Origin of the sequence: Salinisphaera sp. G21_0, assembly GCF_017744115.1 — a bacterium.
In the GTDB taxonomy this organism is placed as follows: Bacteria; Pseudomonadota; Gammaproteobacteria; order Pseudomonadales; family Endozoicomonadaceae; genus Endozoicomonas.
Map to the genome: position 1 here is coordinate 32,224 of NZ_JAGHQW010000044.1, position 18,060 is coordinate 50,283.

Sequence of the window (18,060 nt, forward strand, 5' to 3'; positions counted from 1 at the left end):
ACGTGGCCACACGTTCAATGAACCCACACACGAAAAAACCGGGCGAAGCCCGGTTTTGATAATATTACCACGGTTTTTTAACGCTGACAGCAAGAGTTCATTATTTGCCTTGCTTATCGTGATTAAAATAGCGGAAGAAATCACCTTTTGGTTCTATCAGCATGACATTACCCGTCTCTCCGAAACTCTCTTTGTAGGCCTGAAGGCTACGATAGAAGGCATAGAATTCCCGATCCTGCTGATACGCTTTGGCATAAATCTCAGCTGACCTGGCATCCCCGTCACCGCGGATCATTTCAGACTGACGGTAGGCATCGGCCAGAACCACCTGCTTCTCACGGTCGGCATTCGCCATGATACCTTCTGCCATCTCCTGACCGCGGGAACGATAGTCCTGAGCCTCTTTCTCACGCTCGGATGACATCCGCTCAAATACCGAGTCACTGACCTGGGGAGGCAGGTCAATCCGCTTGATACGTACATCCATAACACTGACCCCCAGCTCATCCTGGGCAACTTCATTCAGCGTAGTGGTCAGCTCTTCCATCATCTCATCACGCTGGCCGGACACCACTTCGTTCAGAGTGAGGCTACCAAACTGGTTCCGCATGCTGGACTCAGCACGCTGGGCAAGCAGGTTGCTGGCACGGAATACATCGCCTGCCGTTGCACGGTAGAAGTCGTAGACGTTGTGAATGCGCCACTTGATGTAGGAATCCACAATCACGGCCTTCTGCTCAAGGGTCAGGAAGCGCTCGGATGGCACATCCAGAGTCTGCAGACGACCATCGAACACCTTAACCTTGTCAACCAGCGGGATTTTCACATGCAGGCCCGGAGGAATACTGTCACGTACTACCTGACCAAAACGAAGTTGCACCGCCCTCTCCCGCTCGGAGATAACGAATAAACTTCCCCACGCCAGTATTACAACAACCAGAGAAATAATCAGTCCAGTGAAGGCTTTCTGACTCATCGACTTACCCTCCCCCCACTGACTCGCGAGCTATTGACGCGTTTATTCAATTCTTCTGTCACCCGGGTGGTAATCTCGTTTAATTCCTGGGCAGATAACTGTCTGGATGGCACTTTGCTGCTACCATGGGACTGTGTCAGTTTATCCAGCGGCAGGTACATCATGTTGTTGCCACCTTCAACATCCACCAGTACCTTGCTGGATTTACTGAACACGTCTTCAATCGCCTCAATATACAGACGCTCGCGGGTTACTTCAGGTGCCTGCTGGTACTCACCCAACAGTTTCACGAAACGATCCGCTTCACCCTCTGACCTGGCTACTACCTCATCACGGTAACCGTTGGCACTCTCAATAATACGCTGAGCCTGACCACGGGCTTCCGGAATGATCTTGTTGGCATACACCTGGGCCTTGTTCTTGGCCCTTTCTTCATCCTCACGGGCCCGGATAACGTCATCAAACGCTGCCTGCACTTCTTTAGGAGGATGAGCGCTCTCAATGTTTACCTTGGCAACATTAAGACCGGTACCGTAGCTATCCAGATAAGCCTGAAGGCGATCACGCACTTCGATACCCATCACCTCACGACCTTCGGTCAACACCTGGTACATCTCGGAGCCACCGACAACATGACGCAATGCACTCTGTGTCGCTTCTTCCAGACTGACCAGCGGCTTGGCAACGTTGAGAACATAGTGCTTGATATCATCAATGTTGTACTGAACCGACATGGCCACCTCGACGATGTTCTCGTCTTCGGTCAACATTTGCTGCAGAAGGTTATAGGTCCGAAGTTCAGTCACCCGTTCCTGAAACTTGGTTTCAATGGGAGGGAAGTACATATGCAGGCCAGGGCCGACCGTCTCTGCATACTCACCAAAGCGCAGGATGACAGCCTGCTCTTTTTCATCAACGGTATAGACCGCATTCCAGATGTAGGCAGCAACAGCGAGTATCAGGATGCCAATAAAAATACCGGAAGAGGAGCCTGCCTGAGCACCACCACCGGAGCCACCACCGCCTTTGCGGCCTCCCCCAAACATGGAATTCAGTTTTTCCTGAAATTTGCGAAAAGCATCATCCAGGTCCGGTGGTCCTTGCTTATCGCCTTTGTTACCACCGCCCCATGGATCCTGGTTGTTTCCACCCGGCTCGTTCCAGGCCATATATGTCTCCGTAGAGTCAGCATCAGATTGAATTTTGGTTTGAGCATCCCTGTTACTGGGGACAACAGGCGATTAAATCCATTGCCGGTCCATCAGAGGATGTGCATACCATAGTTACCTACAGACCTTGAGAGTCCCAGGTATGACATGACGTCGCAGGATAAATTTCCAGAGCAGTCATCAACTTCCACTTCGCCCTTCACTGCAACACAGGAGCGTAAAAAATGCAATGTATCCGTACCGTCCGGAATCCTGACCAGCCTTTACAGGCACTCAATAAGACGTACCCGGTAAAGATAGTTCCTGAGCCAGATTGTAGAGTTTGGATAGCGAATAGCGCAAGCCGAATTGGTAAAGACCGCAACGGATTTTCTTTACAAAGACAAAATCAGAGCTGTTTCGCCCAAATTTCATCCATCTGTCCTGATGAAATATTTTGTCCAGCCAGGAACGCTTTTTATAAATTGGCGGCTACAACGTTTGACCACATAAAATACTGTTACTGGCACACAGCCAGCAGAGGCAGCAAGAGGGTAATAATGAAGATAAAAGACGTCGTACGTACCGACCTGAATCAACACGTACAAAACACAGGAGCTTAAAGCATGGAATTAAAGCAACTCTCGCTCAGACCTTCCTGCTTGGAAAGGCGCTCAAAGTCAGACTTTGGCAGGCGAATATCCAGTACCACATCACCACTATCGGAGTAGGCTTCAGATTGGATAGCGCCGAGTTTATAGAGACGGGCACGAATGCGTCCCTGGGCAGGTTTCAGGGTTAACTGTCCCTGCAGCATATCATCGGAAAGCAACTCTTTGATGGCGTCCTGCAGCAGATCTGCACCCGCACCGGTCACTGCGGAAACCCAGACTCGCACAGGACGCCCTTCATCATTGCGCTGGATTTTCGGCTCTACCCCCTGTAACAGGTCAATTTTGTTATAGACCTCCAACTGTGGCACTTCATCCGCATTGATCTCTTTCAGTACCGAATGAACCTGATCCATGTTTTCCAGACGCTCCGGATCATGGCTGTCAATAACATGCAGCAGAAGATCAGCCTGACGGGTTTCCTCAAGCGTTGCCCGAAATGCCTCCACCAGCTTATGAGGCAGGTGACGTATGAAACCCACCGTATCAGCAAGTACGACAGGCCCGATATCCGGCAAATCAATTCGCCGCAGCGTTGGGTCAAGGGTGGCAAACAATTGATCAGCCGCATAAACCACAGACTCGGTCACGCGGTTAAACAGTGTCGACTTGCCAGCATTCGTATAGCCAACCAGTGATACTTGGGGAACCTCTGCCCGCTGTCTGGAACGTCGCCCCTGCTCCCGCTGCCTGCGTACCTTTTCCAAACGGCGGCTAATGCTTTTGATACGCGCCCTGAGAAGACGACGGTCGGTTTCCAGCTGGGTTTCACCCGGTCCTCTCAGGCCGATACCACCCTTTTGTCGTTCAAGGTGAGTCCAGCCGCGAACCAGTCGTGTACTCATGTGTTGCAACTGAGCCAGCTCAACCTGAAGTTTACCTTCAAAGGTTCTGGCACGCTGGGCAAAAATATCCAGAATCAGTCCCGTACGATCAATAACCCGGCATTTCAGCTCTTTTTCCAGATTACGTTCCTGGCTTGGAGAGAGGGCATGATTAAACAGCACAACATCGACATCGTGCAGGACAACCAGCTGACGGATTTCTTCAACCTTGCCGGGACCGACAAAGAAACGGGGATTGGGATGTTTGCAGCCTGCGGTAATAAATGCGGCAGACTCAACGCCAGCGGAGCGTACCAGCTCCATAAATTCCTGGGGGTCTTCCCGCTCACGCTCATCGTTCAATTCCAGATGAACAAGAACTGCGGTTTCACCACCCTCATGGCGGTCAAAAAACAAATAGATCTCCTAAACAGCCACGAACCGCAGGAGCTGGGAACCAGCTAACAGAAACCTGAAAACAAGACTGCGCCACATGGCTCATTTTTAAAATAAATATAAACACCCAAAGGCACCTCAGGTGCCTTCAAGATGCATCAACAGAATTACTCATTCTCAGGCTGATCAGTACCCTGCATCGGCAAACGAACCGGACGGCTGGGAACGACAGTTGATACAGCGTGCTTGTAAACCATCTGGCTCACTGTATTCTTGAGAAGAATAACGAACTGATCGAAAGACTCAATCTGCCCCTGAAGCTTAATACCATTAACCAGGTAGATAGAAACCGGCACGCGTTCTTTACGCAGCACATTCAGGTAAGGGTCTTGTAGAGAATGCCCTTTTGACATTTCTGTACTCCTTTTAATTCTCGGGTTTTTGAATAGCCTTTTATCACTTTGGGGAGGACTATTCGCTGGACCGGCTGTGCCAGTACTCATTGTTCAATATATGTACAGCCTATGAAATGCCGACTCACATTAAGCTAACCCAACACCGCACTCAATAAGTAATACTAGCTACTCCCACCAGTCCTGCCGGAACAATTAGAGGTTCTAAGGTACTACTTTATTAAGCAATAAGTCTTAACAGCCAATGGTTTATGGAAGAAAGTTACATTTACACCCCGGGCATTCCTCAGGGCTATGCACTTTACCTCATGACTATAAAATACATTGATGCTATTTAAGGGCACCCTCCAAAACTTTCAAGGCATCACCCGGCAGGTTGTTGGAAAACGTATCAAGCCAGTGAATATCAGGCCAGCTTCTGAGCCAGGTTAACTGTCTTTTAGCCAGTTGTCGGGTCGCAATAATACCTCTTTCGACCATCTCATCGTAGCTTAGTTCCCCAGCCAGGTACGACCAGGCCTGACGATAACCAACGGAACGGACAGAAGGCATGGCAACATTCAGGTCCCCACGCTGATAAAGCCGGGCTGCTTCCTCCAGAAAACCTTTCTCCAGCATCATTCTGAAACGCATTGCAATGCGTTCATGGAGCACAGAACGATCTTCTGGAGCCATCGCCAGGCTGACAATACCATAGGGTAAACGTTGCTCTTTCTGCTCCCTGTGCCATTGAGAAAGCGGTTTACCTGTCAGCTCATAAACCTCCAGGGCGCGCTGCAAGCGCTGGGTATCCGATGGTTTGATTCTCAGTGCCGCTTCCGGATCAACGCCTGAGAGCTGCTGGTGTAAAAATGCCCAACCCTGCGCCCGTGCGCTATCCAGCAGCCGTTGACGAACTCCGGCATCGGCAGCGGGCATGGTCGCCATACCGTCCCTGAGCACCTTAAAGTACATCATCGTACCACCAACCAGCAGAGGTATTCTCCCACGGGCGGTGATATCGGCCATCAACGCCAGGGCATCCCGTCGAAAATCGGCGGCTGAATAAGATTCCGCCGGATCAAGAATGTCGATCAGGTGATGAGGCGCTTCCACCAGAACCTCAGGTTCCGGCTTGGCAGTGCCAATATCCATCCCTTTATAAATAAGTGCCGAGTCAACACTGATGATCTCAAAAGGCAGCTCTTTGCTGAGCGCTACCGCAAGGTCAGTTTTGCCTGAAGCGGTAGGACCCATCAAAAATACAGCGGGAGGGAGCCGCTTTTCCTCATGCGCGGACATAGGAGAATGTGTACCTGAAAATAATAAAAATGTGATTCTATAGGGAAGGTCTTTTTTTGCAATGCAGGGAGACCAGATATTTTATTTTTTCAAAAGCCAGACTGATCTACCTTAGTTGCAAACAGTCCGGGATAATTTTATCGGAAAACAACTGCGCTAATACTTCATTCAGGTCTTTAGAATCAGAAATATCATTCAAGGCTTGTTTTAATTCTACTGCCCCCTGGTTCAAATTATCGATAAAACTGCCAATTTCATAAGCAGTAAGATGATCAAATAAATTTCTCCAGCCAGGTGCCAATATCAACTCCCCGCCACCTATACAATCAAATCCTGTATTATCACACCCCCCCTCGAACTTATAAACACTACCATCCTTTAATTCGCCAAACATGATCCAGTTTTCTCCTTCATTTTCACCCTCATGATATGAGAAGACTTTGTCAATCTCCCTGCACTCAGTTGTGTATTCCACCATACCGGGCTGTGGTGTCCCCCGGGTTTCCCAGGAACCCAAATCAGATAAATAAGAAGACCATGCATAATCACCCTCCCAGAACGAGCCGTCAATTTCCACCGGAGTAAACACAATATTTCTCACCTCCTCTTTAGTGCTGAAAAATAAAGGCCTGCATTCTGAACTGCTTACTAATGAAGCACCCAATCGGCGAAGGTCATCAAGTCCAAGGTATTGAATGAATCGTTCACTGATGTCTTGATTATTTAATACCTGAGAATAAACATCTTCTTTCAGTGGTAATTCATTCTTAACTACCTTGGCATCCATTATTTTTAGATTACCGGTGTCCGATGGCTCCTCTGTATCCACTTTACTTTGATTGGTGGTATTCGTAATGGATAACGAGTTTAATGTATTAGACAATGATGCAAGATCCATAATATTACCCCTCTTCTTGACCCGACAACCTTTTTCCGTCTGAAATTGCCATAAAAAAGTGTCCAGCAGAGCATCGTTAATCCAGCGATTGACGGTTGGCTAAAACACCAACGTAATATCTGATCCGTATCTGAACCAGGGAGAAAACGGTACAGAGCAGTCTTATATTTTAATTCATGAATCAAAGGCAGATAATTGACACTCTATGATGGTAGGAAATTCAAAATTTGCCAGAAATTTTTCTGGAAATGCTGCCGCTTTGTTCATTTATTGACATTTATCGGCTCTACAGTAGGGGCCCCTTATTTGCTCATTGTTATGCACCGTCATACATTACGAACTCTGAACTCGCCCCCTTTAGGCAAGCCGAAAAATTTATAGAACAAAAACGATTAAAAAAAGTGTGCAAACTATCGAACAAATTGACCGATTTTCCGGGTGCCTGTTGGCAGGTTCCGTGAGAGATGCTTTAGGTGCACCGATAGAGTTTATGCGTCGTGAAGACATCATTGCCCAGTTTGGTGTTGATGGCATTCAACGGTATGCAACTGCTTATGGACGTGTTGGGGCGATTACAGACGACACCCAAATGATGCTTTTTACTGGTGAGTGATCGCTTAGAGCTGTCGTTAGAGCTGAAAGTAAAGGAATGTGTTCTGTAGAAGCGGTTGTTTGTCATGCTTACCAACGCTGGTTAAAAACTCAGGGAGAAACCAGCCCTGCAATGGAACGAATGGAACCACAATTTGGCGACGGCTGGTTGGCGATGGCTGGCTAATGACTTTCCCTGCCTTGTTCTCAAGACGAGCTCCCGGAAATACCTGCATTAGTAGATTGAAAAATATGCAGTCTCTTGGAGACTACACTGCAATTAGTTAAAGCGGAACTCGGCCTTTACTCATTTCATGAGGAAACACTGCCGGCGTTGGAACAACCGGAGCAGTTGGCTCATTCTGAAGTCACCATTCCCGTGGCAATCTCACAACTCGGTGAAGGCTGGGTTGCGGAAGAGGCTCTGGCTATTGGGGTTTACTCGGTGCTCGTGAGTTCGAGCCTGGAAGATGCACTCATTATTGCCGTGAACCGTAGTGGTGACTCTGATTCTACATGCAGCAGCCCCAGAGTTATCTGGCCTTGTTTGCCAATGACCCGGGGCTGAAGTGGAACGTGAATCAACTGTTCCGGCAGATGCTTCAGGACAAGGTCGAGGTAAGTACTTAATAAATAGGGCGATAACCCAAAATTGAACTTTTGTATCAATTATGCATCTAAACGTAGAAATTGAAATTATTTAAGTAGAGGAAGATAACAATGAGTTCTATATCAGATATCGCTTCATCCATAGGCAGCGCCTTTAAAACAGTGTTTGATTGTGTCACTTACCCCTTTCGATGGGCATTTAATCGAACAGTTTCAGTACTTTCTTCCGTTAAAACGTATCTTTTTGGGTCATCTAAACCTGAGAACCAAAGCGAGGTGCCTAATGAAACATGTGTCAGCGAACGTTCAGTTGACAGTGTGTCAGAACCAACTGTAAGCACATCTACTTCCGCACCTACGTCAGAGCAGAACGAATTAAAAATTGCGAAAATTAAGGCTCTCTCAACTGATCTGATGGCAGCAGAGCAAAAAATCGACGGATTATCAGTATTTTTGCAAGAGCGGGATAATCAAACCGCTGAACAACGTTTTAATGTCAGACAGTTAGTTAACAAAGTTAATGACCTGAAAAATCTACACAGAATCGTTGAAGATCTGGACAATGGTGCCGTTATTTCTCCAGTTGATGTCAAAAGTAAAGTAGAAGATGTTTTCAAAGTAATGAAGGAAGCTGTCGTGCTTATGCAAAAAGATACGTTGAAGACATTGTTGGATAAAAGGCGTTTAGAAAAACTTGATGGACTACTTATCAATATTGACAATGCAAAAGCCAAGCTTAGAGAAATACAGTCCAGCAAAGCTTGATATGGCAAGTATTTTCCGGACACTACGCAGCCCTGACAAATTTTTGTTTATGAGAAAATAAAGGACACCTAAAAATTTGACTAATTTGTTTTTCAAAAAGAAAGACCCCAGATTTTATCGTTCAACTTACGGGCAAAAAGGCTGACCTCGACAAACCTGTGTGAGTTTAAAACAAAATAAAGGACACCCAAAAAATTAACTAATCGGCCACACCATCCATTTTTCCTCAGGAGCCTTTTAAGGGCATTAAGCACATATACCCAGTAACCAGTAAAATAACATGACGACCGCCCGAAAAAACTATGAACATATTTTCACTCACCATGGGCATTTGTGCTCTTCGTGGTTCGATCTTTAACTTACCCAAGCGGGGGAGTAGGCGTTTAATGTCTACCCTAAGAGTACCAGTTAGCCTGTCTGTCAGATAATCCCAAGTGGTCTTCCTGCATGCAGCCAGCACTGGGCATGGTCGTATACATCAAATTGCTGAGCACCATTGCTGAATGCGACGGTCTGACGATTGAATCCATGATGAATCAGGCTGCCGTATAATACGCTTTCGGTGGCTTTTTGCTGTAACCTCGGACCATCAAGGCCAATATCTTTCATAAACTCTTCCCTCGACTCCCGGCTCAGAAAGTGAACATCAAGATATTGAGCCAGAGTCTTGCTCCGGTGTCGTCTGTCTGCAGATAACGGGATCCTATGGCCAGCAATTCATCTTTTTCAGCATGGAAGGCAATAGCCTTTGATTAACAGGCTACTGAGATGGATACACCGGTATCCCAGAGCAGTTCCAGTAAGAGCCCCTTATTTGCTCATTGTAATGTACTGTCGTACATTACGAACTCTGAACTCGAGCTCTTGAGGCAAGCCAAAAAAATTTATAGAACAAAAACAATTAAAAAAGGCGACACAATGAAGACTATTACCAAACTCAATCGAGTTGGCTATGCCATGGGGGACCTGGGCAACACACTTACCTTCGGTATGATGTCCACTTTCTTACTGGCCTATTATACGGATGTACTGGGTATTACTGCCGCTGCAGCGGGGACGTTGTTTCTCGTTGCCAGAATCTGGGATGCGGTGAATGACCCGATCATGGGTGCTATCTGTGATAAACTCTTCACCCGCAAGCATACCGGGGACAAGTTTCGCGGCTTTCTGGTGAAAGGCAGCTGGCCTGTTGCGGTGGCAGCCATTTTTGTGTTTTGGGCACCACAGGGCCTGAGTGACTCACAAAAACTGATTTGGGCTTACGCCACCTACATTGTCTGGGGCATGACATATACTTTTATCAATATTCCCTATGGTTCACTGGCGACGGTAATGACCAACGATAAAGGTGAGCGAGCCTCTCTTTCTGCCGCCAGAGGTGTCGGTAGCATGGCTGGCAATGTCGTAGGCAACATTGTCGTACCACTTTTCCTGTCGATTTTCGCTGATGACTTTGCCAAAGGCTATTTGTACTCTGCTGTCTTCGTCAGCACTTTTGCCATGATCGCCTATCTTATATCCTATCGGCATACTGCTGAATATATACGACATGAGCCTTCAACCGAAAACATTAACATTTTTCAGGGCATCACCTCTCTGCGGAAAAACTCTTTATTTCTCTGTGTGAGTATATCTTCCGCATTTATGCTGGCAGCATTTATGGCCCAGAGTGCCATTACCTACTATTACCTGACTGAGAACCTGGATGGCCAACTGTGGTTCATATCCTTAAGCTCAGCGGTCAGTGTTCTTGCTATCCTTATCATTTCATCGTTTATCGGAAAGCTCGCCTTAAAGTTCGGTACCAGGAAAATTATGATTACCGGATTTTTGTTGGCCGGTATTACAGCTACCGTTTGCTTTTTACTGCCTGACTCTATTTATGTCATGTTCCTGTGGCTCTTTGTGGGCATTCCACTGATGCTACTTCCTAATTTGCTGATCTGGGCAAATGTATCTGACAGTATTGACTACAACTCTTACTTATCTGGTCAGCGTCAGGAAGGTGTCATCTATTCCAGCTATTCATTTGCCCGTAAGATGGGGCAGGCACTGGCAGGTTTCATCGCGGGTACGGGGTTATCTTTTATCGGCTACCAGGCAGAACTGGAAACACAGCCAGCCTCCGTATTGCTCGGCATCGATGCACTAATGTTCCTCTTGCCTGCTGTGGCACTGTTTATATGTGCGCTTATCTACTTTGTGATGTGGGATGAATCCAAGATCAAATCAGCCAGTGAAAGTGACGCTGACTTGAGCGGACAACCCGCTTGATTTCTGGAACAGTTCAACTGGCAGGAGAAATCCATCAAAGCTCCAGGGAGTTTATTCATAATTGGCGTGATATTTTTGATATCCAGCAACAGTCATCTGAGTTTAGTGTTCACAGATATACCGATAGGCTGACTATCAGGGAAGTTTGCCGTGATATCTACCGAATGTTGCAATCCAACTATGAATTTTCGGGGAAGGCTGAACAAATGATATCCGAAGATAAGTTTATTTTTAGCCTTCTGAGTTTGCTTTCCAAAGCGGCATTGAAAAACAGGCTTAGAGACAGCTCCAATAAAGATGAAGTCTTTAGAGCAGCAGTTATTCCCTTTATTGATTACCTTAGTGACTTGGGGTTTCACCTGAAACACAACCTGTTGCTTTATCGGGTTTTTCGACAAATACAGGCTTGTCGCAAAAATATAGTCTGGTAACAAACCAGAGTTTTCTGGCTGAGAATGGCAGTCAGTCTCAATTGTCCGCCACAGATATTGGCTTGAGTGTGTGTGTACCTTTTCAAGTTAATAAGCCAAAGACCTCCTATTGCTGTCTTGGCTATAGTTAAGAAACTTCGGTCATCTTATTCAATTTAGAATCAGCTTTTTGTTGCCCTAACACTGAATCAATGGCTCCAGACAATGACCATATGAAAACCGTTTTTATTTTTCTACCCTTAACTGCTCGTTAGAGACTATTACATCGGGTTTGGACAAGTCCGCCAAAAACTTTTCAGGGACTTGTGAATCGGGTAAAGGTACGCCTTCCTGAAAAAACTTTTTAAGGACTTGTGGATCGGGTAAAGGTACGCCTTCCTGAAAAGACTGGAAAGGGACAGACCCTTCTACCTCAGCTTCATCCCTCTCCACAAAATCATATGTATTCGAATTTGAACCCGATTCTGACATGTAGTTCAGACTTGGTTGTTTGGCCACAGCGCCTTGACCTGTGTCAGGCAGAAGTCGCTTTCTCAAGCCTGCCAGGTAATCTTCCGATGGTTTTGGGCAGCAAGCGGCCACTACACATGCTTTCACCAATCTATAACTAAAACTGAAACAGAGTTCACACTGATCAGGTTGGATATCATCACTTGCTGCTTTCCAAACACCCGAGAAGAAACCTGTTTCGGTACTCTCAACGCGCATATAAACCTCCTGAATCCCGTCAAACAGGGATTGATATTATTATTCGTACTTATATATGACCTCTTATTTCTGAAAAGATTCAATAAAATGTATTCATTTATCTTTTTCGGGTAAAAGGGATAAAAAATAGCACCTTGTTAACGGTACTAAAGTACAAGTAATCTGTTTGTCACACATGCTTATCCAGTACATCATTTCGATGAGTTTGATGTGTACAATCTCCGTTCACCCTGAGCGCCCTTCGGCTCAGGATGCACGGACGAAGGGTGATTGGCACAGTCTTTATTCAGGGTATGGTATTTACGCCCTTCGACTCCGCTCAGGACGAACGGAGCCCGGGAGTCATTGATAGAAGGAACCCATCAATTACATTGAAACCATGTACCAGGAGGCTGTCCGAGAATAGGCTGCCCTACACGGCAACTGCTCCTGCGTTGCTCTAACTCCTGCATCCATGCGGCGACAGCAAATTGGTCTAAAAATCCGCTTTTGTTCGGCAAATAACCCCGCTATTCATCTCACAAAACCGAATTTTTATCCTCAATTTTCTGCCGTCCTCGCTACGGGCCTAGACGGGCGCTATTCTCGGACAGCCTCCTATGTTGCCACTGTTTTCTTTCTTGGAATACCCAGGCGCTGGCGCCGCTCCCAGAGTGTTTTTCTACTGATACCCAGCTTCTGCGCAAGATCGGTTTCGGTCATCTGGTCCTGGTGCTCAAGCACAAAACGCTGGAAGTAGTCTTCCAGTGTCAGGCCATCCTGCAGCTCTTCGGCATCCTGACGGAACAGGGTCTGTTTCACACGAACGTCAATGTCCAGATTTTCCGGAGTGATGATATTGTCTTCGGAAAGAATGACACCCCGTTCGATGGCATGCTCCATTTCGCGAACATTCCCGGGCCACTGATATTGAGAAATGGCGGCCATGGTTTCGGGAGCCATTGAGAAGACTTCCAGACCCATTTTTTCACAGGTTTTGGCCAGCAGTTTTTCCGCCAGCATCAGGATATCATTGCCTCTCTCCCTGAGTGGCGGAATGCGCAGTTCCACCACTTTCAGCCGATAGTAGAGGTCTTCACGAAACTCATTCTGTGCAGAGAGCTGACGGAGATTCCGGTGAGTAGCGGCAATCAGTCGAACATCAACAGACTGTGACTGTACTGAACCGACACGACGAATTTCACCTTCCTGAAGAACGCGAAGTAGCCTGGCCTGGGCTTCCAGTGGCAGCTCACCGATTTCATCAAGAAACAGTGTGCCACCATTGGCCGCTTCGATCAGACCGGTTCTGGCGGCTGTAGCCCCGGTAAATGACCCTTTTTCATGACCAAAAAGCTCTGATTCAATCAGTGTTTCCGGAATGGCGGCACAGTTAACAGAAATCATCGGGCCATTAATGCGTTTACTGTTTTCATGGATGGCCCGGGCAACCAGCTCTTTACCGGTGCCTGATTCACCCTGAATTAATACCGTGGCATCGGTTGGAGCCACCTTCTGTATTTGCCGGAACAATAGCTGCATGGCATCACACTGTCCCAGAATGCCATTAAAGCCATCGCCGGAGAATGTCGCTTCATTAACACCCTGGTCAGGTGTGGAGTCAGTACTCTGAGCTGCCTGCTTTTCAATAGCTTCAGCCACGCGCTGAATCATCTCTGCATGATCAAAGGGCTTGGCAATATAATCGACGGCACCCTGCTTCATGGTTGAGACTGCCGAGTTCAGGCTGGCATAGCTGGTCATGATCAGTACCGGAATGCCATTGGCCAGGTTAATCATTTCAGTACCGGGCTTACCGGGAAGCCTCAGATCGCTGATGATCAGTGAGAACGACTGTTGTTTCAGAAAGTCTTCCGCTTCATGAACCGAGCCAGCCTCAGTAATACCATATCCTTGTCGTTCAAGAAGACGACGCAGTGACGATCGGATAATTTCTTCATCTTCAACAATCAGTATCTGGTCCTGACTCATGCCATGTCCCCATGAAATTCCAACGGCTGCTCCCCTGTGTCTGAAGTCATCACTGACTCAGTCTCGTAGCGTGGAAGCGAAATGATGAAGCAGGATCCCCGCCCTGTGAGCGGGTCCAGCGGACTCACCACCTGAATACTGCCAAAATGTTCTTCGATAATATTCCAGGTTAGAGCAAGGCCCAGGCCAGTCCCTTTACCCGCTTCTTTGGTGGTGAAAAATGGCTCAAACAGCCTTTCCTGAACGGCTTTGGGAATGCCATGCCCCTGGTCTTCAAAACGAAGGGTGACCGTGTGCTGGTTGGCTGTGGTGCTGACGGAAACAACTCTCTCCGTGTCCACAGTATCCACAATGTCAGAGCCTTCCTCTGAGGCATCGGCGGCATTTTTCAGCAGATTGATAAACACCTGTTGTAATTTTTGGCTGTTACCGCTAACGCAGAGGCCATCGATGCATAAATTTCGGAATACGATATTGCTGTTCTTATGGCTTAATTGCAACAGGCTAATGGCTTCCTGAATGGTGCTGAACACTTCTACGGGTTCGGCTACCGATGGAGAATCACCGTTATGCCCGTTTTGCTCTCCCCCTTTCTGACCGGAGTGAGCATAAGACACCAGTGTTTGCACAATGCGACTGACCCTTTGGGTTTGTTCCAGTATTTGCCGGGAACTCTGTTGTATATCCGGGTCCGATGATAGTGCGCTCATTTCCTGGGCAAGGCAGTCAATACCGGTAATCGGGTTGCCAATCTCATGGGCAACACCGGCGGCCAGCTGCCCGATAGACGCCAGTCGTTCACTGTGAAAAAGCTGTTCTTCCAGCATTTGGGTTTCTGTCTGGTCCTCCAGCAACATGACCTGATTACCGCCGGTACCGGAAACCGGTGCCTGAACAGCGGCTTTGTGCAGGCTGAAATAGCGGGTGCGGCCCTCCATTTCAACACAGTGCTTGTTCAGGTGATTGTCGGGGAGTTGCATAAAATCATTGAGGATCTGGTTCCAGGGAGCAGGAATGGTCTTCAGGGGCATCCCCAGAACAGCATCGGCAGGAATGCCGGTCAATTCTGCCATTGCCTGATTCCAGAGCATCACTTCGCCGGTGTTGTTCGATGGCTGCGATTCCGGGTGATCAACCGACGTGCTCTCCATGGCAGCGTCAATGGAGCAGACGGCCATGGGCAGGCTGTTCAATGTGTCCCGGTGATAACGTCTCAGGCTATCAAGCTCACCTGCCAGACCGGTCAGTTTTGAGTGATACGCTTCCAGACGGGATTCCATAAAATGGATATCTTTGGGAACGTAATCATTGTCTACATTCAGCGGTAAAAAGGAGTTAACGATTTCATGGGCAATGGTGGGTCCCATAAGCCCGGATAGATTATTCTCAATACGCTCCCTGAGGCGTCTCAGGGAGTGCGGACGGTTGTCGTCCGGTCTCATATTGAGATCGGTCAGGGCTTTATTGATTTCCGTCTGCGCCGCTACCGGCCCCAGAGGGGCGCTGAGCATCTCCTGGAATTCGTAGGAAGAGCGTGCCTTGGGGATTTTGTAGGGCTGCTGACGCACCTCACGAACCAGGCAGGCGGCCGCCGCGCTGCGCTCTTCATCAGGCATCCTGGTAAAGCTGGAGACCAGGTAGAACACCAGCACATTTACCACCAGTGATGAGACGGCAGCAATATACCAGCCATCGTTAGTGATGGTGCCGAAGTTGACGCTACGGATTGGGAACATCTCAAGTCCCATGGTTAAAGGCAGCATCAGGGTGAAGAACCAGACTGTGGTTCCGGACAGAATCCCGAGAATCAGCCCCTTATGGTTTGCCCTGCCCCAATAGAGCGTAGACAGGGTGCCGGGCAGTAGTTGCAGGGCTCCCACATAGGCGACGATGCTCAGGCTGTACATGTCCACCTCGTTATGCAACAGCCGGTAAAATCCATAACAGGCGAGGATCAGGGTAGCGATAATCAGGCGTTTTACGTTGGTCAGCCAGCGGTAGATGTTCGTCTGGACCTGGGCTGACTCGCCGGTCTGATAGAAGGTCTGATAAAGCGGCAGTATGACGTGGTTGAGCAGCATGGAGGACAGGGACAGTGAGGTCACCATAAACAGGCCACTGGCCGCAGAAAGTCCGCCTATATAGGCGATGATGGTCAACCATTGACTATCCACGGCATAACCAATAGCCAGTGGAAAGTACTCGGGCGGATAAGGACTCCCGATTTTGAGACCCGCCCAGAGAATCAGAGGGGTGGAAATACTCAACAGTAATAAAAAGAAAGGCAGGCCCCAGCTGGCTGTGAATAACATTTTTATGTCGCGGTTTTCGGCAAAGGTCATATGAAACATATGGGGCATAACCACAGCAGAGGCAAAAAACATCAACAGTGTTGTTCGCCAGGGACCATCTTCCAGATGAGAGTTCATCCCGATAATGACTTCGGAGTTTGCTTCAAGCCAGTGGTTTAATCCGGAAAAGCCACCAAACACTTCGACGATGACGACGCCGCCAAGCAGCGCCATGATCAGCAGTTTCAGCAGCGATTCAAAGGCAATCGCCACCACCAGACCATCATGCTGGCGGCGGCTGGCCAGGTGCCGGGTGCCAAACATCATGGTCAGTAACGTGACCATAATACAAAAACCGAAGGCCAGCTTGTCAGGGGAGGTGTCATCACTGAGCAGATAAACGCCGTCTGCCACGGCCTGTATCTGCAGGGCCAGCAGGGGAAAGGTGATAAACAGCAGCAGCAGGGTACTTAGCGTACCCGCCACGGGGCTCCGGAAACGGAAGGCCAGCACATCGGCCAGAGAACTGAGTTGATAGGTGGAGGTAATTCTTAAGATTGGTACCAGCAGAACAGGCGCTAATAAAAATGCGCCGCTCAGGCCAAAGTAAAAACCGAGAAAAACATAACCATCGTCGTGGGCAACCCCGATACTGCCATAGTAGGCCCAGCTACTGGCATAGATGCCCAGGGACAGAACATAGGTTGCCGGGTGATGAACCACTTTGCGTGGGATGATGCCTCGATCCGTCGCCCAGGCGCAGAGAAAAAGAACCGCCAGATAGGCAACACTGGCCAGAACGATATACTCCAGTTCAAAGCTCATCGCTGTTACCCCTGATCTGAAGGGTAAAGCCCGCGACAATCAGGATGAACCAGAGTATCCAGGGTTGATACCACTGTTCACCAAACGTAATCCACCAGCCCATGATGGCTGGAGAAAAAAGGTAAATACCGATCACCAGAAGCAGAACCAGGCGGTAGATATACATATTACGTCTGTACAGTTTTGCCGTTGGACGGACATGGTAATGGTTATATGGATAAACCGCAAAAGATTAAGGGAGCTTTGTTCTCTGAGCCTCTGCCCCGGCGGCCTCCATGGCGCTCACCACCCCAATAGGCGTCATCAATCTGAACAAAACCACTCAACTGCCAGCTGTTATCTTCCATCATGACCTGCATGAGTTTGTGCTTCATGCGCAATGCGCCATTGTAGGAAATGCCAAGTTGTCGATGAAGCGTCAGGGCAGAAATCCCCGCTTTATTCTGGGTGAAAAGATAGATACCCAGAAATCAGGTAGTCAGAGGCAGCTTTGTTGAGTCAAAGATGGTGTTGCTGGTAAGCGAGGTTTGGCAACGACAGCAATTGCACTGGAATTCAGCTTTCCCTGATACCGGTTGGCTGGAACTTTACCGGGCTGACAAGGTCGTACTCTATCGTTGTCATTCCCAAACGATTCTCCAATTGGAAACAGGGAGGACCTCCAAACAAACCATGCAGTCACCTTCCTCCTCAGCAACCGCAGATACTGTATCCCAGTTAACATCCACTGAAGCTGGAAGAGACGAGCCGTCAATCAGCCGCAAACGCAAAAGAAAGCGGAGCATGGCAGGTCGCCAGATTGAACAGACAACAACGGGCACTGGAGCGTTTCCACCGCATCAACAGCAACCTGAATCCGGTACCATTCCCCCCATAAAGCTCAGGCGTGTTACTGGCAATAACTCGTGTATTGAGCGCTCTTCTTCGACTTCGGTTCAGGGTAATCCGGAGCCAATGGAGACTGACTCGGCCATGTCTGCTGACGCAG

The 18,060-nt window shown here is 48.2% G+C and carries 18 protein-coding genes and 1 pseudogene; 6 read left to right on the top strand and 13 right to left on the bottom strand.

The genetic code is table 11. The features are described from left to right. Positions 1-100: 100 nt before the first annotated feature. From hflC to J7439_RS18595, 6 genes are all read right to left on the bottom strand, one after another. Positions 101-976 carry a protease modulator HflC gene (hflC, locus tag J7439_RS18570; RefSeq protein ID WP_209203449.1) on the bottom strand — a complete coding sequence of 292 codons (876 nt, stop codon included), beginning with the start codon at positions 974-976 and terminating at the stop codon, positions 101-103. Continuing rightward, the gene (hflK, locus tag J7439_RS18575) at positions 973-2,145 is read right to left on the bottom strand and encodes an FtsH protease activity modulator HflK (RefSeq protein WP_209203450.1); all 1,173 of its coding nucleotides are present in this window, start codon (positions 2,143-2,145) and stop codon (positions 973-975) included. Before hflK ends, hflC begins: the two co-directional genes overlap by 4 nt. Positions 2,146-2,743: 598 nt before the next feature. Next, positions 2,744-4,036, bottom strand: a complete 1,293-nt coding sequence (gene hflX, locus J7439_RS18580; RefSeq protein ID WP_209203451.1) for a ribosome rescue GTPase HflX — start codon at positions 4,034-4,036, stop codon at positions 2,744-2,746. A gap of 146 nt (positions 4,037-4,182) precedes the next feature. After that, a complete protein-coding gene (hfq, locus tag J7439_RS18585) occupies positions 4,183-4,428 on the bottom strand; it encodes an RNA chaperone Hfq (protein WP_101745449.1) in 246 nt (81 codons plus the stop codon). 330 nt (positions 4,429-4,758) lie between these two features. Then, complete coding sequence (gene miaA / locus J7439_RS18590; protein WP_209277865.1) at positions 4,759-5,709, bottom strand: tRNA (adenosine(37)-N6)-dimethylallyltransferase MiaA; 951 nt, start codon at positions 5,707-5,709, stop codon at positions 4,759-4,761. Between the two features lie 106 nt (positions 5,710-5,815). Next, positions 5,816-6,607, bottom strand: coding sequence for a hypothetical protein (locus J7439_RS18595; RefSeq protein ID WP_209203453.1), 792 nt, complete (start codon positions 6,605-6,607; stop codon positions 5,816-5,818). A gap of 403 nt (positions 6,608-7,010) precedes the next feature. Here J7439_RS18595 and J7439_RS18600 point away from each other — a divergent pair, with 403 nt between their 5' ends. The 4 genes from J7439_RS18600 to J7439_RS18610 all read left to right on the top strand — a co-directional run bounded on the left by J7439_RS18600 (position 7,011) and on the right by J7439_RS18610 (position 8,572). Further along, on the top strand, positions 7,011-7,220 hold the full coding sequence (locus J7439_RS18600) for an ADP-ribosylglycohydrolase family protein (RefSeq protein WP_209203454.1): 210 nt from the start codon (positions 7,011-7,013) through the stop codon (positions 7,218-7,220). Between the two features lie 36 nt (positions 7,221-7,256). Continuing rightward, the gene (locus J7439_RS26650) at positions 7,257-7,385 is read left to right on the top strand and encodes a hypothetical protein (protein ID WP_286196729.1); all 129 of its coding nucleotides are present in this window, start codon (positions 7,257-7,259) and stop codon (positions 7,383-7,385) included. A gap of 75 nt (positions 7,386-7,460) precedes the next feature. Next, positions 7,461-7,766 carry an ADP-ribosylglycohydrolase family protein gene (locus J7439_RS18605; protein ID WP_209203455.1) on the top strand — a complete coding sequence of 102 codons (306 nt, stop codon included), beginning with the start codon at positions 7,461-7,463 and terminating at the stop codon, positions 7,764-7,766. Positions 7,767-7,918: 152 nt separating this feature from the next. Next, a complete protein-coding gene (locus J7439_RS18610) occupies positions 7,919-8,572 on the top strand; it encodes a hypothetical protein (RefSeq protein ID WP_209203456.1) in 654 nt (217 codons plus the stop codon). Positions 8,573-8,992: 420 nt separating this feature from the next. Here J7439_RS18610 and J7439_RS18615 read toward each other — a convergent pair whose 3' ends face one another. Next, on the bottom strand, positions 8,993-9,181 hold the full coding sequence (locus tag J7439_RS18615; protein WP_209203457.1) for a hypothetical protein: 189 nt from the start codon (positions 9,179-9,181) through the stop codon (positions 8,993-8,995). Between the two features lie 255 nt (positions 9,182-9,436). On the opposite strand from J7439_RS18615, the gene J7439_RS18620 reads away from it, so the two are divergent. Then, positions 9,437-10,846: an MFS transporter gene (locus J7439_RS18620; RefSeq protein WP_209203458.1), complete on the top strand. Its 1,410-nt coding sequence runs from the start codon at positions 9,437-9,439 to the stop codon at positions 10,844-10,846. A gap of 92 nt (positions 10,847-10,938) precedes the next feature. Here J7439_RS18620 and J7439_RS18625 read toward each other — a convergent pair whose 3' ends face one another. From J7439_RS18625 to J7439_RS18650, 6 genes and pseudogenes are all read right to left on the bottom strand, one after another. After that, the gene (locus tag J7439_RS18625; RefSeq protein WP_209203459.1) at positions 10,939-11,280 is read right to left on the bottom strand and encodes a hypothetical protein; all 342 of its coding nucleotides are present in this window, start codon (positions 11,278-11,280) and stop codon (positions 10,939-10,941) included. Positions 11,281-11,502: 222 nt separating this feature from the next. Continuing rightward, on the bottom strand, positions 11,503-11,985 hold the full coding sequence (locus tag J7439_RS18630; protein WP_209203460.1) for a hypothetical protein: 483 nt from the start codon (positions 11,983-11,985) through the stop codon (positions 11,503-11,505). Positions 11,986-12,582: 597 nt separating this feature from the next. After that, a complete protein-coding gene (locus tag J7439_RS18635; protein ID WP_209203461.1) occupies positions 12,583-13,956 on the bottom strand; it encodes a sigma-54-dependent transcriptional regulator in 1,374 nt (457 codons plus the stop codon). Continuing rightward, positions 13,953-17,072, bottom strand: a complete 3,120-nt coding sequence (locus J7439_RS18640; protein ID WP_209203462.1) for an ATP-binding protein — start codon at positions 17,070-17,072, stop codon at positions 13,953-13,955. The genes J7439_RS18635 and J7439_RS18640 overlap by 4 nt, the downstream gene beginning before the upstream one ends. Further along, positions 17,062-17,238, bottom strand: coding sequence for a hypothetical protein (locus tag J7439_RS18645; protein ID WP_163370786.1), 177 nt, complete (start codon positions 17,236-17,238; stop codon positions 17,062-17,064). The genes J7439_RS18640 and J7439_RS18645 overlap by 11 nt, the downstream gene beginning before the upstream one ends. A 64-nt stretch (positions 17,239-17,302) precedes the next feature. Next, positions 17,303-17,626, bottom strand: a pseudogene (locus tag J7439_RS18650) (IS1595 family transposase); the annotation flags it as partial. Between the two features lie 118 nt (positions 17,627-17,744). Here J7439_RS18650 and J7439_RS18655 point away from each other — a divergent pair. Next, the coding region (locus J7439_RS18655; protein ID WP_209203463.1) for a hypothetical protein at positions 17,745-18,060 on the top strand (316 nt) is incomplete at its 3' end.

What these genes read in the sequence shown, in the direction of transcription:
- J7439_RS18630 (WP_209203460.1), bottom strand. Translation starts at nt 11,985, where the DNA reads ATGCGCGTTGAGAGTACCGAAACAGGTTTCTTCTCGGGTGTTTGGAAA.
- hfq (WP_101745449.1), bottom strand. Translation starts at nt 4,428, where the DNA reads ATGTCAAAAGGGCATTCTCTACAAGACCCTTACCTGAATGTGCTGCGT.
- miaA (WP_209277865.1), bottom strand. Translation starts at nt 5,709, where the DNA reads ATGTCCGCGCATGAGGAAAAGCGGCTCCCTCCCGCTGTATTTTTGATG.
- J7439_RS18615 (WP_209203457.1), bottom strand. Translation starts at nt 9,181, where the DNA reads ATGAAAGATATTGGCCTTGATGGTCCGAGGTTACAGCAAAAAGCCACC.
- J7439_RS18595 (WP_209203453.1), bottom strand. Translation starts at nt 6,607, where the DNA reads ATGGATCTTGCATCATTGTCTAATACATTAAACTCGTTATCCATTACG.
- J7439_RS18610 (WP_209203456.1), top strand. Translation starts at nt 7,919, where the DNA reads ATGAGTTCTATATCAGATATCGCTTCATCCATAGGCAGCGCCTTTAAA.
- J7439_RS18635 (WP_209203461.1), bottom strand. Translation starts at nt 13,956, where the DNA reads ATGAGTCAGGACCAGATACTGATTGTTGAAGATGAAGAAATTATCCGA.
- hflK (WP_209203450.1), bottom strand. Translation starts at nt 2,145, where the DNA reads ATGGCCTGGAACGAGCCGGGTGGAAACAACCAGGATCCATGGGGCGGT.
- J7439_RS26650 (WP_286196729.1), top strand. Translation starts at nt 7,257, where the DNA reads ATGTGTTCTGTAGAAGCGGTTGTTTGTCATGCTTACCAACGCTGGTTA.
- hflC (WP_209203449.1), bottom strand. Translation starts at nt 976, where the DNA reads ATGAGTCAGAAAGCCTTCACTGGACTGATTATTTCTCTGGTTGTTGTA.
- J7439_RS18640 (WP_209203462.1), bottom strand. Translation starts at nt 17,072, where the DNA reads ATGAGCTTTGAACTGGAGTATATCGTTCTGGCCAGTGTTGCCTATCTG.
- J7439_RS18645 (WP_163370786.1), bottom strand. Translation starts at nt 17,238, where the DNA reads ATGTATATCTACCGCCTGGTTCTGCTTCTGGTGATCGGTATTTACCTT.